Raw genomic sequence first — 13,589 nt, 5'->3', positions numbered from 1 at the left:
GGCGGGGCCGGCGGGCTGAGTCAGCGGGCGGTGTCGGCGACCGCCTGCGCGAAGACCTCGGAGCGGTGCTCGAAGTTGCGGAACCGGCCGTAGCTGGGCGCGGCCGGGGAGAGTAGCACCACCCCGCCGGCCGGGGTGAGCTTGCGGGCCAGCCCCACCGCGGCGACCAGGTCCTCGGCGATCTCGGTGCGCACCGCCGGCAGCCCCGCCAGCGCCTCGACGATCCGGGGGCCGCTGTCCGGGATGCCGATCACGGTGATCTCCCGCTCGGCCAGGTGGTCGCGGAGCGGGGTGTAGTCCAGCCCCCGGTCCGTCCCGCCGACGATCACGGTCAACGGCCGCCCCTCGTACGCGTCGATCGCGTGCATGGCCGCGTACGGGCTGGTGGCCAGCGTGTCGTCGACGAAGGTGAGCCCGGACGGGTCGGCGATCTCGGTGAGCCGATGGGCGAGGCCCTGGAACCCGGCCACCGCGATGGCGAGGCTGTCCTTGCGCGCCACCACGTCGACGCCGAGCGCGTCGAGCACCGCCAGGGCGACGCAGAGGTTGCCCTCGTTGTGCCGCCCGACCAGGGGCAGCACGGCGCGCGGGAAGAGCGGGGTGTCCCGCAGGTGGAACCAGGGGGCGCCGTCCGGGCCGGTGGCCACGTGGGTGGTGTCCGACGAGCCGGCCCGGACCGCCGCCCGGTCCCCCAGTTCGAACGCCAGCCGGGGGTCGGCGCCGTTCACCACCACGGTGTGTGGGCCGTGCGCCAGCAGGTTGAGCTTGTCCCGGTAGTACTCCCGCTCGCCGCCGTGCGCGTCGAGGTGCTCAGGGAACAGCGCGGTCACCACGGCCACCCGGGGCGAGTCGGTCAGGTCGGCGCACTGGTAGCTGGAAAGCTCCAGCACGTACAGCTCCGCCTCGGGCAGGTCGAGCAGCGGCACGCCGATGTTGCCGCCGAAGACGTTCGGCCGGTCCATCGCGGTGAGCAGGTGGCTGATCAGGCTGGAGGTGGTGCTCTTGCCCTTGCTGCCGGTCACCCCGACGGTCCGGTCCGCGTGGTCGGCCATCCAGAGCGCGCTGCCCTGGGTGACCGGGACGGCCCGGCGGCGCAGCTCCACCATCCACGGGTGGGTGTTCGGCACCCCGGGCGAGCGGACCACCACGTCGGCGGCGGCCAGCCGGGCGAAACCGTCCTCCCCCGTCACCAGCGGCGCGGCCGCGGCGAGCGGACCCTCCCAGGGCAGGGTGAGGAAGTTCGCGCTGTCGTCGACGGCCACCAGGGCGGCCGGGCCGTGCGCGGCGATCGCGATCACCGCGGCCCGGCCCTCCCGGCCGGCGCCCCAGACGGCGACATGACGTCCGCGCAGGTCAGACAGGCGCACGGGCTCTCCTCGGGGTTCGGGTCGGCGGTTCGGCGGGTGCGGTCCGGCACAGCCGGACACGGCAGGACAGACCAGGGCCTAGTATGGCGTGTGCCCAACGAGCAGCTGCGGCGGATGGACGCCTTCACCTTCCCGTCCTACTCGATCGACTTCGCCACCGGCGAGGTGTTGTTCGACTACGCCCTGACCGGCCCCGACGGCGAGCAGCGGTTCACCGAGGTGGTCACCCTTCCCCTGCCGGCGGAGCCGGTGTCCGACGAGACCGCGGCCACCCTCGCCCGGGTCCTCGAACTGCTGCACGTGGTCGCCGGGGTCAGCTACTACAAGGCCGCCGCGCCGCCCCGGCTGGTGCTGCCGGCGCCGCTGGGCGCGGCCGCCGCCGACCTCGTCACCGCCGTCTACACCAAGGGCCTCGCCGAGTACGCGTACCGCAACCAGCTGCCGCACGTGCTGGAGCTGCGCCCGGAGGTGCCGGCCGGCGAGGTCGCCCCGCCCCGGGTGTACGACGACTCGGACCGCCGGCCGCTGTCGGCCGTCGGCGGCGGCAAGGACTCCATCGTCACGCTGGAGGCGCTGCGCCGGGCCGGCTTCGACCCGGTGCCCTTCTCGGTCAACCCCAACCACGTCATCGTCTCGGTCAACGAGGCGTCCGACCTGGTGCCGCTGGCCGCCCGGCGGCGGATCGACCCGGTGCTGTTCGACCTCAACGCGGCCGGCGCCCGGAACGGGCACATCCCGGTCACCGCGATCAACTCGCTGATCGCCGTCGCCACGGCCGTGCTGCACGGGCTCGGGCCGGTGGTGATGTCCAACGAGCGCTCGGCGTCCGACCCGAACCTGGTCTGGCAGGGCCACGAGATCAACCACCAGTGGTCCAAGGGTGTCGAGGCGGAGGGGCTGCTGCGCGCGGCGCTGGCCGAGCACGCCGGCCTCACCGAGCCGTACTTCTCGCTGCTGCGGTCGCTGTCCGAGCTGCACATCGCCCGGCTCTTCGCCGAGACCGACCGCTACGACGCCGTGGTGACCAGTTGCAACGCCGCGTTCAAGCTGCGCGACGCGAGCGAGCGCTGGTGCCGCGACTGCCCGAAGTGCCGGTTCGTCTTCCTGGCCATGGCCCCGTTCATGTCCCGGGAGCGGATCACCACGATCTTCGGCGGCGACCTGCTGGCCGACGAGTCCCAGATCCCCGGCTACCGGGAGCTGCTCGGGGTGGACGGGCACAAGCCGTTCGAGTGCGTCGGCGAGGTGGAGGAGTCGGTGGTCGCGCTGAGCCTGCTCGCCGAGCAGGAGCAGTGGCGCGACGCCCCGGTGGTCCGCGCCCTGGTCGACGCGGTCCCCCCCACGGCCTGGTCGGCCGCCGCCACCTCCGACGTCTTCACGCCCGGCGGCCCCACCTACGTCCCCACCCCCTACGCCAAGGCCCTGACCGCCCTCACCTGACCCGCGGGACGAGGGCGCGGCCGTTACGGGGTGCGGACGGCGTCCAGGGCCAGCAGGGCCACGTGGAGGGACAGGCACTGCTCCACGGAGTCGAGGTCGACGTCGAGGATGCGGCCGATGCGGGCCAGCCGCTCGTAGAAGGCCGGCCGGGAGAGGTGTGCGGCGGCGGCCGCCGCGGACTTGTTGCGGCCCTGCTCCAGGTACGCCCGGAGGGTGCCGAGCAACTGCTCCCGGGGGTGCTGGGCGTCGTACGCCAGCAGCCCGCCCAGCTCCCGCTCGACGAAGGTCTGCAACCGCGGCTCGTCCCGGAGCAGGTGCAGCAGGCCGGCCAGCCCGACGTGCGGCAGCCGGAAGTAGGGCAGGTCCCGGCGGTCCCGGCGGGCCGCCTCGGCGACCTGCCGGGCCTCGACCAGCGAGCGGCGCGCCTCCCGCAGGCTGCCCACCCCGGACCCGGCCGCCACGATCACGGCCGGGCCGGCCGGGCGCGGGCGGGGCGCCGGATCCGCGGCCCGCAGCGCGCCGACCGCCACGGTCCGGGCGGCCGGGTCGACGGGGCGGGCGGGGCGCGGCGCCGGAGGGCGGGCCGGGTCGGCGTCGAGGCGTACCCGGCGCAGCGCGGCGGCGAACGCGGCGAGCGCCTTCTCCTCGGCCGCCGGATCGGGCAGCGCGAGCAGCGCCCCGACCGCCTGGTCGTCGACGGCGCTGGTCAGCGCGGTGAGCTTGGCCTCGCGCAGCGCCTGGCCGACCGCCTCGGCGAGGTCGCGCAGCCGGGCCGGGCCGGCCTCCGGTCCGGCGTCGGGGCCCGGCCCGCCGCCCTCGGTCGGGTCGTCGGCCCGGTGCCGGACCACCACGCCGACCAGGTGCCGGCGGTCCAGGGTGACGCCGAGCGCCTTGGCCCGCAGCGCCACCTCGTCCACCGGGCGGGAGTGGTCGATCAGGGCGGTGAGCAGGGTGCGGTGGATCTGCCGTTCCAGTCCCTCGGCGTCGCGCCGGATCAGCCGGCCCAGGGCGAGGGTGGAGGCGGCCCGCTCGATCAGGATGGTGAGCCGGGTGGGCGGACCGGTCACGGCGGACGGGCGGGTGGGCGTAACCGGTGACGGGCCCCCGTCGGCGGAGGCCGGTTCGGTGCGGTCGTCGTCGGACGGCCGCCCGGGACGGGCCGCGCCGAGAGCGGTGGTCACCGGCTCGGCGGCGTCCCGTCCCGCCGTGGTCGCGACCGCCTCGTCGGCGGCGGCGTGGTCCCGGGCGGGCGGTGTCCGGCCGGTCGTCAGCTCGGTGCCGGCCGGCCAGCGCAGCAGCAGCCGCCCCCAGTCCTGGCCGCGGGCGCCGACGGTGGTCACGAGCCACCCGCTGTCCGGGTCGTACGCGGTACGCCCGGCCGGCCGGATCCGCCGGGAGTGCTGCTCCCAGCCGTCCAGCAGCAGCTCGGCGCTCTCCCCCGCCGGGTCGTACGCGAGCACCTGCCGGGACAGGTTCTCCAGCACGACGGGGCAGCCGGCCAGCTCGGCGGCCTGCCGGACCACCTCGGCCGGCTCGGCGCCCTCCACCGAGAGTTCGGTGAACCGCTGGTGGATCTCCTCGGTGGCGCGCAGCTCGGTGAGCTGGGCGTCCACGATCAGCGCGTGCACCGCCTCGGTGATCCGCACGAACGGGGTGGCCCGGCGCAGCTCGACCAGGGGCAGCCCGCGCCGCTCGGCGGCGGCCGCCATCACCCGGGGCACCCCGCTGACGTAGCGGCGGCCCAGCTCCACCACCAGCCCGGAGACCCCGACGTCGGCCAGGTCGCCGATGAACGCGCGCAGCCCGGCGTCGTCGGCGGGCAGCCCGATCCCGGTGGTGAGCACCAGCTCGCCCCCGCCGAGCAGGGTGGCGATGTCGGGCACCTCGGCCACGTGCACCCAGCGCACCGGCCGGTCCAGGCCCGCGTCCCCCGCCACGAGGCGCGGTGCGCCATGGCGCACCGGCACCAGGGCGAGCACCTCACGGACGGTAGGGAACACGGGCGACACGCTACCCTGCGTCACCGCCGATTCCGAGCACGCGGGGCGGCCCCCCACCCGTTGATCACCTCCAGTAGCGTGCCGGAGATCGTGATCAATCGGAAGGGGAGGCATGGACGGGACGACGGTCAGCCGACGGGCGTTCGCGAAGCTGGTCACCGCCGCGGGGGCGGGGGCGCTGGGCGCGGGCACGGCGGCGGCGCCGGCAACGGCCGCGGTGGACACCTGGACGACCACGGGCACCACAGTGAGCGCGCTGAGCGCGTTCGACGACACGATGAAGAGCTTCATGCAGGCCCGGCACATCGACGCCGGCCAGCTCGCGGTCACCTACCAGGGCCGGCTGGTTCTGGCCCGGGGCTACGGCAACAACTCGCCGATGCTCATCCAGCCCACCTCGCTGTTCCGGGTGGCCAGCCTCTCCAAGTCGCTGACCGCGGCGGCGCTGGTCCGGCTCGCCCAGGACGGCAAGCTCAGCCTCGGTGACCCGATCACCAAGTTCCTCGACCTGACCCCGCCGGCCGGGCAGAGCGCCGACCCCCGGCTCGCCAAGGTGACGCTGTGGCGGCTGCTTCAGCACACCGGCGGCTGGGACCGGGACCTCACCGCGTTCGACCCGGTCTTCAAGGACCGGATCATCGCCAACGCGCTCGGCGTGCCGATGGAGCTGACCCACGCCGACGTCATCCGGTTCATGTCCGGCCAGCCGCTCATGCACGAGCCCGGCTCGACGGTCTCCTACAGCAACTACGGCTACCTGCTCGCCGGCCGGATCGTCGAGAAGGTCAGCGGCCTGCCCTACGAGACGTACGTGAAGCAGAAGCTGCTCGCCCCGCTCGGCATCACCCGGATGGGTCTGGGGTGGACGGTCAGCCGGCACGCCGGCGAGGTCGGCTACCGGTCGCAGTACACCGGCCCCACGGTGCTGGACAACTCCGGCACCGTCGTGGACGCCCCGTACGGGACGTTCAGCATGCGCATCCACGACGCCAACGGCGGCTGGCTGGCCTCGGCGGTGGACCTGGTCCGCTGGGCGACCGCGTTCGACACCGGCAGCCCGGTGCTGAACAGCACCTCGACCGGCCGGGTCTTCGCGGTGCCCAACCCGACCGGGGTCAACGCCGACGGCTGGTACTACGGCCTCGGCTGGGCGGTCCGCCCGGTCACCGGCGGCACCGGCCGCAACACGTGGCACACCGGCAGCTTCGCCGGCACGTACAGCATCCTGGTGCGCACGTACCAGGGGATGAGCTGGGCGGCGGTGTTCAACCAGCGCGACGACGAGTCCGGGCTGAGCTACGCCCCGATCGACTCGGCGCTCTGGACCGCCTCCCGCGCCGTGAGCACCTGGCCGACGCACAACCTATGGTCGAAGTACTTCGCCTGACCGTGCGGCGCCGGGGCGGCACGGGCCGCCCCGGCGTCACAGCGGGTCGTCGCGGCCCAGCTCCCAGCAGGCCACCGCGGTGGCGGCGGCCACGTTGAGCGAGTCCACCCCGCGCCGCATGGGGATCACCACCCGGACGTCGCTGGCCGCCATGGCGGCCCCGGTCAGGCCGGCGCCCTCGGCCCCCATGAGCAGGGCCGCGCGGGCCCGCTGCCCGGCGTCGAGGCGCTGGATCGGCACCGCGTCCGGCGCGGGCGTCATGGCCAGCACCGTGAAGCCCGCCGCCCGCACCTCGTCGAGCGCGTCCGGCCAGGGTGAGAGCTTCGCGTACGGGATGGCGAAGACCTCGCCCATGCTGACCCGGACGCTGCGCCGGTAGAGCGGGTCGGCGCAGGTCGGCGAGAGCAGCACGGCGTCCACGCCGAGCGCCGCCACGGCCCGGAAGATCGCGCCCAGGTTGGTGTGGTTGTTGACGTCCTCCAGGATCACCACCCGCCGGGCGGTGGCCAGCACCTCGGTGGCGGACGGCAGTGGCTTGCGGCGGAACGAGGCGAGCACGCCCCGGTGCACGTGGAAGCCGGTGGCCCGCTGGAGCACCTCGGGGGTCGCCGCGTAGACCGGGGTGTCGCCGGTGTCGAGGTCGGCGAGCTGGTCCACCCGCTTGGCGTCGACCAGGTACGACCGGGCCGGGTAGCCGGCCCGCAGCGCCCGCCGCAGCACCAGCTCCCCCTCGGCGATGAACAGCCCGTGCGGGGGCTCCCAGCGGGTCCGCAGTTCCACGTCGGTCAGCGCGCGGTAGTCGGCGATCCGGTCGTCGTCGGGGTCGGTGATCTCGTGGACGGGCACCGGACGATTCTGCCTGGTCGGTCCGGCCGGTCCGGCGCGGCCCGGGTTTCCGCCGACCGGGGAGGGGAACGGAGCCCGGGAAAGCGGACAGCGACGAAGGGACCACCACGATGAGCGCGGACCCCAGCGGCGACGGCCGGCTGCCCCGGAACGCCACGGTCGCCGATCACATCGTGGCCCGGCTGGCCGAGTGGGGCGTGCACCGCTACTACGGCTATCCCGGCGACGGCATCAACGGGATGACCTCCGCGCTGCAACGGGCCGCCGACCGGACGCAGTTCATCCAGGTCCGGCACGAGGAGACGGCCGGCTTCGCGGCCTGCGCCCACGTCAAGTACGGCGGCGGCCCGCTCGGCTGCGTGGTGGTGACCAGCGGCCCCGGCGCCATCCACGCGCTCAACGGCCTGTACGACGCCAAGCTCGACCACCAGCCGGTGGTGGCGCTGCTCGGGCACACCGCGCTGCCCGCCGAGGGCGGCGGCTACTACCAGGAGGTCGACCTGCTCGCCCTCTACAAGGACGTGGCCTCGGCCTTCCTCGCCCAGCTCGACGACCCGTCGCAGGCGCGGCACCTGGTCGACCGGGCCTGCCGGACCGCCCTGGCCCGGCGTACGGTCACCGCCCTGGTGCTCCCCTCCGACGTGCAGGACGAGCCGGCGGTGCCGGAGCCGCCGCACGCGCACGGCTACTACCACACCAGCGCGGTGCCGAGCAGCATGCCGACCGTGCCGCCGGAGGAGGAGGTACGCCGGGCGGCCGAGGTGCTGCGCGGCGGCGAGAAGGTCGCCATGCTGGTCGGTCAGGGCGCCCTCGGCGCGGAGGACGAGGTACGCCGGGTCGCCGACCGGCTCGGCGCGGGGGTGGCCACGGCCCTGCTCGGCTTCGCCGCCGTCGACCACCGGGAGCCCTGGGTCACCGGCGCGATCGGCCTGCTGGGCAGCCGCCCGAGCTGGCAGCTCATGCAGGAGTGCGACCGGCTGCTGATCGTGGGCAGCAACATGCCGTACTCCGAGTTCTACCCGCCCCAGGGGCAGGCCCGGGCGGTGCAGATCGACCTGGACGGCAGCCGGATGGGGCTGCGCTACCCGACCGAGGTGAACCTGACCGGCGACGCCGCGCCGACCCTGCGGGCGCTGCTGCGGGAGCTGGGCACCGGGCCGGTGCCGACCGCCTGGCGGGCCACCCTGGCCGACGCGACCGGGAAGTGGCGGCGGGCCCAGCGGGAACTGGCCGAGCAGGCGGCCGACCCGGTGAACCCCCAGCTGCTCTTCGCCACGCTGGACGACGCCCTGCCCGACGACGCGATGCTGGCCGTGGACTGCGGCACCGCGACCGCCTGGTACGCCCGCCACGTCCGGGTCCGCCCCGGCATGCTGGCCAGCCTCTCCGGCACCCTGCTCTCCATGGGCGGGGCCATGCCGTACGCCATCGCCGCGAAGTTCGCCCACCCGGACCGCCCGCTGGTCGCGCTGATCGGCGACGGCGCCATGCAGATGAACGGTGTCAACGAGCTGATCACGGTGGCTAAGTACTGGCGGGAGTGGGCGGACCCGCGGTTCGTGGTGCTGGTGCTCAACAACCGCGACCTGTCGTTCGTGAGCTGGGAGCAGCGCTCCGGCGAGGGCACGCCGATGTTCCCGGCGAGCCAGGACCTGCCGGACGTGGCGTACCACCGGTGGGCGGAGGTGCTGGGGCTCGACGGCGTCCTGGTCGACTCCCCCGACCAGGTGCCCGACCTGTGGCGGCGGGCGCTCGCCGCCGACCGGCCGGTGGTGGTGAACGCGGTCGTCGACCCGGCGGAGCTGATGCTGCCGCCGCACTTCACCGCGGAGCAGGCGCGCAAGACGGCCGCCGCGGTGCTGCGCGGGGACAGCGACCGGACGGAGATCCTCCGGCGTGGGCTGCCGTCGGTCATCGCCACGTACCGTCCCCGCCGCCGCGGGAGGTGAGGCGGTCTCAGGAGCGCTCGTAGCGCAGCAGCACCGACCGGCCGTCGAAGCCCCGGGTCCCGGTCAGCCGCAGGTCGAGGCGGTCCTTGCCGGGAAAGACCGGGGTGCCGCCGCCCAGCACGACGGGGTGCACCACCACGTGGTACTCGTCGACCAGCCCCAGCTCGGTCAGCGCCGCCGCGGCGCCGGAGCCACCGGTGAGCAGCAGGTCCCCACCCGGCTGCGCCTTCAGCTCGGCGACCTCGGCGGCCAGGTCGCGGCGGCCGATCACCCGGGCACCGTACTCGGCGCTCTCCAGCGTGCGCGAGATGACGATCTTCGGGGTGCGGGCCCAGACCGGGGCGAACCGCAGGTCGTGCGGGTCCTGGGAGATCTGCTCCGCGCGGGGCCAGTACCAGGACATCAACCCCCACACCTTGCCGCCGTAGAGGAAGGCGTCGGCCCGGTCGGTCAGCTCGAACGAGTACGCGGACAGCTCCGGCCCCATGGCCGGCCAGTCGAACTCCCCGTTCGGCCCCTCGATGAAGCCGTCGACCGACTGGTGCACCCAGTAGACGAGCTTGCGCATGGTGTCCTCCGCTTCCGGCGACGCCCCCGGCGGGCGCGCTCACCGGTGGGTCGGAGCCGGCCGACCGGATCCGACAGCCGGCGCGGATTTCTTTCGAGGAACTTGCCCGGGGCGGCTACCGTCCGGATCCGTGGCCCGCTCCGTGATGATCGCCCTGGTCGGTGTCGACGGCTCCGGCAAGAGCACCCAGGCCCGGGCCCTCGCCCGCCGGCTGACGGCCCGGGGGATCCCGGCGACCTACTTCGAGAACGCCGGTGGCCGGCCGCTGTGGAACCGGCTGGCCCGGGCGCTCGGCCGGGCGGACGGGGTGGCGCTGTTCGGCCGTACCCTCTATCCGGCGCTGGAGGCGACGGTCCGCGCGCTCGCGATGGCCCGCACCGTGCTGGTGGCCCGGTTGACCGGGCGCACGGCGGTGCTGGACCGGTGGACCTGGTGCCAGGAGGTCATCATGGCCGCCCGCGGCGACCGCGGCCGGCGGGCGGTCCGCGCCGCGTACGCCATCTTCCCGCGCCCGGCGGTGGTCTGCTTCCTGGCCACCTCGCCCGAGGTCGCGCAGCGGCGGGTCACCGCCCGGGGCATCGACACCGAGGAGTTGACGCACCTGCGCGCGCTGGACGCCGCCTACCGCGCCCTGCCGGAGTTCGGCTCGTTCGTGGTGCTCGACGGCGACGGCGACCCCGACGAGGTGGCCGCCGCCCTGGACCGCGCGGTGTCACCCCTCGTGGCGGGGTGACACCGCGGATCGAGGTCAGCCGCGGCCGCGGCCCTGGAGCCAGCGGAGCAGGTCCGAGGGAAGGTTCTCCCGGTCCTGCTGGCGCCGCTCCTCGGGGTCCGGCGTGGGGCGCGGCTGGGGACGCTGCGGGTCACCGGCCAGCTCACGGCTCGGCGCGGTGAAGTCCTTCACCGGCTTGCCGTCCACCGCCGTCCGGATCACCCGGGCGACCGCGTCGATCACCTTGGCCTGCACCGCCGAGCCGACCAGGTCGGTCGAGTCGTCGGGGTTGGCCGCGATGCCGGCCACGGCCACCTGCGGGGTGAACCCGACGAAGGTCTCGGTGGCGTTCTGCTCGGAGCTACCGGTCTTGCCGGCCACCGGGCGGCCGACGATCCGGTTCACCGAGGTGGCGGTGCCGCCGTTGCACTGCCCGTACGCCGACTGCTGGCCGACCGGGCAGCGGGCCGCGTCGGTGGCCGCCCGGGCCACGTCGGCGTCCAGCACCTTCCGGCAGGACGGCTGGCCGACGTCCACCTTCTCGCCGTTGGCCGCGGTCACCGAGACCACCGGCAGCGGGGTGCAGTAGGTCCCCTCGGCGGCCACGGTGGCGTACGCGTTGGCCAGGTCGAGCGGGGTGGTGGCCGCGACGCCCAGGGTGAACGCGCCCCAGTTCTCCGCGTCGTCCTTGGCGAAGGCGGCGTCGGAGTCGGCCCGGAAGGTGATGCCGAGCCGCTGCGCCATCTCCACCACCTTGTCCTCGCCGACCTGCTCGGCCAGCCAGACGAAGTAGGTGTTCACGGAGCGGCCGAAGCCGTCCCACATCATCCGGTAGCCGTCCATCCACTCCGGGTTGGCGTTGCCCGGGCACCACTTGCCGGCGCAGTTGCCCTCGTCGTCCGAGGCGTAGCGGGTGGGCAGCTTGGCCGGGGCGTCGAAGCCGGTGGAGAGCGTCTTGCCGGCCTCCAGCGCCGCGAGCATGGTGAACAGCTTGAACGTGGACCCGGCCTGGTAGCCGTCGACGCTGGCGCCGCCGGAGATCAGCGGGTTGACGGTGTTCGGGTGGTTGGCCTGCCCGGCCGGGTTGTCGGCGAGGCTGTAGTGCCGATTGACCGCCATGGCGAGCACCCGGCCGGTGCCCGGCTCGACCGCGGCGATCGGCAGGGCGCGCTTGTTGCCGTAGCCGTAGACGCTGGTGGCCTGCTTCTGTGCGGTCTGCTGGATCTTGGGGTCGAGCGTGGTGACCACGCTGTAGCCGCCCCGGCGCAGCGCCTGCTCGCGCTCCTTGACCGTGTTGCCGAAGGCCGGCTGGGCGAGCCACCACTGGCGCAGGTAGTCGCAGAAGAAGCCCCAGTCGTCGTGCCCCTGGGCGACCGCCGTGCAGCCGTTGGGCTGGGCGGTCGGGTGCAGGGTGAGCGGCTCCGCCTTGGCCGCAGCCGCCTGCTGCGCGGTGATCGCGCCGGTCTCGGCCATCGAGTCGAGCACGTACCCCCGGCGGGCGAGCGCCTGGTCCTTGTCGCCGTCGATCGGGCTGTACTCGTCCGGCGACTGGACCAGGCCGGCGAGCAGCGCCGCCTCGCCCAGGGTCAGGTCGGCCGGGGCCTTGCCGAAGTAGCGCTGGCTGGCCGCGGCGACGCCGTACGCGCCGGAGCCGAAGTACGCGATGTTGAGGTAGCGGTTGAGGATCTCGTCCTTGCTGAGCGTCTTCTCCAGCGCGTTCGCGTACCGGATCTCCTGGAGCTTGCGCCCGACGGTCTGCTCGGTGGCGGCCTGCCGCTCCTCGGCGGTGCGGGTGGGATCGGTCTTGAGCACGTTGCGGACGTACTGCATGGTCAGCGTCGAGCCGCCCTGCTCGGTGCCGCCGCCCTTGACGTTGGCGACCAGGGCGCGGGCGATGCCGCGCAGGTCCGCCCCGCCGTGCGAGTAGAAGCGACGGTCCTCGGCGGCGATGATCGCCTGCCGCATCACCGGGGCGATCTCGGCGAGGGGAACGTCGGAGCGGTTGACGTCGTAGAACGTGGTGATCAGGGTCTTGCCGTCGTTCGCGTAGAGGTAGGAGCGCTGAGGCTGCGCGGGGGTGCGCAGCGCGTCGGGCAGCTCCGCGTACGCGCCCAGGCTGGCCTTGGCCGTGAGCCCGCCGAGCAGGCCGCCGGGAAGCGCGGCGACCGCGAGGACGAGCCCGGCGAGGACGCCGGCGAGCAGCACGGTGAAGAGCCGCGACAGCGGCGACCGGGGAGACGGCATGGACTCCAGGATTACCGCGAATGCGGCGATTCGGCCACCCCGCCAGGCAACTGTCAGTTACCTCACGGCAACCTCCCAGCTCGCCGGGAGCGCGTCGATCATGAGGTTGCCGGTCATGTGGATCTCCCTGGGTGCCGCCAACCTCATGATCGACGGAGTCGGGCCCGGGGCGGTCAGCCGGCGGCCAGGGGGCCGTTCGGGGGTGGGGAGGGGGTGGCCGTGACGCTGGCGGCCAGGGCGTCCTGGGCGATCACTGCGGGGACGAGGCGGCCCGAGCGGTAGCCGATGCCGATGCCGGCGATCAGCACGAAGATCGCGCCGAAGGTCTGCAGGGAGCCGATCAACGCGCCGCCCAGGCCCAGCAGCGGGGCGGCGATCATCAACATGATCCCGTCGCCGTAGGAGAACATCCCGGACCGGGCGACCGACCAGCCGGTGAGGAACCAGCCGAGGCTGTAGAAGGTGGCGCCGACCAGGACGAGGGAGCGCGCGGTGGTGCCGAACACCGGCGCCTGCTCCTCCAGCCCGGCGAAGGGCAGCATCAGCACCATCCCGCCGATGCTGGCCAGCAGGCCGACGAGGGCGATCCGCCGGCAGCGGGTGGCGGCGAGCAGGCCGGCGAGCGCCAGCAGGGCGAGCAGCCCGAGCCAGACCGCGGCCACCCAGCCGACCAGGTAGAGCGGCTGGCCGTCGGCCGGGTAGGGGTCGTTGCCCACCCCGCCGTCGCTGGCGATCGCCACCAGACCGTAGAGGACCGCGTACGCGGGCAGCAGCCAGACCGCCGCGCGGGCGAACCGCCGGACCGACCAGGCCCAGCTCGCGTCGGTGGCCGGGGCGGCCGGCCCGGGCTCGGAGACGAACGGCAGCACCCCGAACCCACCCCCGGTACGCCGGGTGCCCAGCGGCCCGGCCGGGTCGTGCGCGCCGGGGACCGGGGTCCTGGAGAACAGCCGGTTGGCCGGATCCTTCATGCGTCACCTCGCTCCGCGTGCGGGACGCGCGACGGCGCCCCGGTCCTGCTCACCACCCGTCCTCAGACCGATCGTGGCAGGCGCCGGGGCGCCGTATGAGTGATT

The 13,589-nt window shown here is 74.4% G+C and carries 9 protein-coding genes and 2 pseudogenes; 4 read left to right on the top strand and 7 right to left on the bottom strand.

Annotation, left to right across the window (positions count from 1 at the left end):
• Positions 1–20: 20 nt before the first annotated feature.
• Positions 21–1,367: a UDP-N-acetylmuramoyl-L-alanine--D-glutamate ligase gene (gene murD / locus IEY96_RS28820; protein ID WP_189197955.1), complete on the bottom strand. Its 1,347-nt coding sequence runs from the start codon at positions 1,365–1,367 to the stop codon at positions 21–23.
• A gap of 90 nt (positions 1,368–1,457) precedes the next feature.
• Between murD and IEY96_RS28815 the strand changes: the two genes are divergently transcribed.
• Complete coding sequence (locus IEY96_RS28815) at positions 1,458–2,807, top strand: MurL-like N-terminal domain-containing (protein WP_189197954.1); 1,350 nt, start codon at positions 1,458–1,460, stop codon at positions 2,805–2,807.
• A gap of 23 nt (positions 2,808–2,830) precedes the next feature.
• On the opposite strand, the pseudogene IEY96_RS33435 reads toward IEY96_RS28815, so the two are convergent.
• Positions 2,831–3,301 (bottom strand): annotated as a pseudogene (locus IEY96_RS33435) (PucR family transcriptional regulator); the annotation flags it as partial.
• 99 nt (positions 3,302–3,400) lie between these two features.
• Positions 3,401–4,807, bottom strand: a pseudogene (locus IEY96_RS32980) (PucR family transcriptional regulator ligand-binding domain-containing protein); the annotation flags it as partial.
• Positions 4,808–4,919: 112 nt separating this feature from the next.
• Between IEY96_RS32980 and IEY96_RS28800 the strand changes: the two are divergent.
• Positions 4,920–6,194 carry a serine hydrolase domain-containing protein gene (locus IEY96_RS28800; RefSeq protein WP_189197953.1) on the top strand — a complete coding sequence of 425 codons (1,275 nt, stop codon included), beginning with the start codon at positions 4,920–4,922 and terminating at the stop codon, positions 6,192–6,194.
• 36 nt (positions 6,195–6,230) lie between these two features.
• On the opposite strand, the gene IEY96_RS28795 is transcribed toward IEY96_RS28800, so the two are convergent.
• Complete coding sequence (locus IEY96_RS28795) at positions 6,231–7,040, bottom strand: TrmH family RNA methyltransferase (protein ID WP_189197952.1); 810 nt, start codon at positions 7,038–7,040, stop codon at positions 6,231–6,233.
• A gap of 110 nt (positions 7,041–7,150) precedes the next feature.
• Between IEY96_RS28795 and IEY96_RS28790 the strand changes: the two genes are divergently transcribed.
• On the top strand, positions 7,151–8,989 hold the full coding sequence (locus IEY96_RS28790) for a thiamine pyrophosphate-requiring protein (RefSeq protein WP_189197951.1): 1,839 nt from the start codon (positions 7,151–7,153) through the stop codon (positions 8,987–8,989).
• 7 nt (positions 8,990–8,996) lie between these two features.
• Here IEY96_RS28790 and IEY96_RS28785 read toward each other — a convergent pair whose 3' ends face one another.
• Positions 8,997–9,557 carry a dihydrofolate reductase family protein gene (locus IEY96_RS28785; protein WP_189197950.1) on the bottom strand — a complete coding sequence of 187 codons (561 nt, stop codon included), beginning with the start codon at positions 9,555–9,557 and terminating at the stop codon, positions 8,997–8,999.
• Positions 9,558–9,687: 130 nt separating this feature from the next.
• Between IEY96_RS28785 and IEY96_RS28780 the strand changes: the two genes are divergently transcribed.
• On the top strand, positions 9,688–10,290 hold the full coding sequence (locus IEY96_RS28780; RefSeq protein WP_189197949.1) for a dTMP kinase: 603 nt from the start codon (positions 9,688–9,690) through the stop codon (positions 10,288–10,290).
• 15 nt (positions 10,291–10,305) lie between these two features.
• Here IEY96_RS28780 and IEY96_RS28775 read toward each other — a convergent pair whose 3' ends face one another.
• Both IEY96_RS28775 and IEY96_RS28770 read right to left on the bottom strand, forming a co-directional pair.
• Positions 10,306–12,513, bottom strand: a complete 2,208-nt coding sequence (locus IEY96_RS28775) for a transglycosylase domain-containing protein (RefSeq protein ID WP_189197948.1) — start codon at positions 12,511–12,513, stop codon at positions 10,306–10,308.
• Positions 12,514–12,686: 173 nt separating this feature from the next.
• A complete protein-coding gene (locus IEY96_RS28770) occupies positions 12,687–13,484 on the bottom strand; it encodes a hypothetical protein (protein ID WP_189197947.1) in 798 nt (265 codons plus the stop codon).
• Positions 13,485–13,589: the final 105 nt, after the last annotated feature.

It is taken from the genome of Micromonospora fulviviridis (assembly GCF_014648395.1).
Classification (GTDB): domain Bacteria; phylum Actinomycetota; class Actinomycetes; order Mycobacteriales; family Micromonosporaceae; genus Micromonospora; species Micromonospora fulviviridis.
Note: the sequence above shows the minus strand (reverse complement) of the source record. Positions and strands in the feature narration are given on the sequence as shown.

Excerpts from the sequence above, each read along its gene's own strand:
- IEY96_RS28800 (WP_189197953.1), top strand. The coding sequence starts at position 4,920 with ATGGACGGGACGACGGTCAGCCGACGGGCGTTCGCGAAGCTGGTCACC.
- IEY96_RS28790 (WP_189197951.1), top strand. The coding sequence starts at position 7,151 with ATGAGCGCGGACCCCAGCGGCGACGGCCGGCTGCCCCGGAACGCCACG.
- IEY96_RS28785 (WP_189197950.1), bottom strand. The coding sequence starts at position 9,557 with ATGCGCAAGCTCGTCTACTGGGTGCACCAGTCGGTCGACGGCTTCATC.
- IEY96_RS28775 (WP_189197948.1), bottom strand. The coding sequence starts at position 12,513 with ATGCCGTCTCCCCGGTCGCCGCTGTCGCGGCTCTTCACCGTGCTGCTC.
- IEY96_RS28770 (WP_189197947.1), bottom strand. The coding sequence starts at position 13,484 with ATGAAGGATCCGGCCAACCGGCTGTTCTCCAGGACCCCGGTCCCCGGC.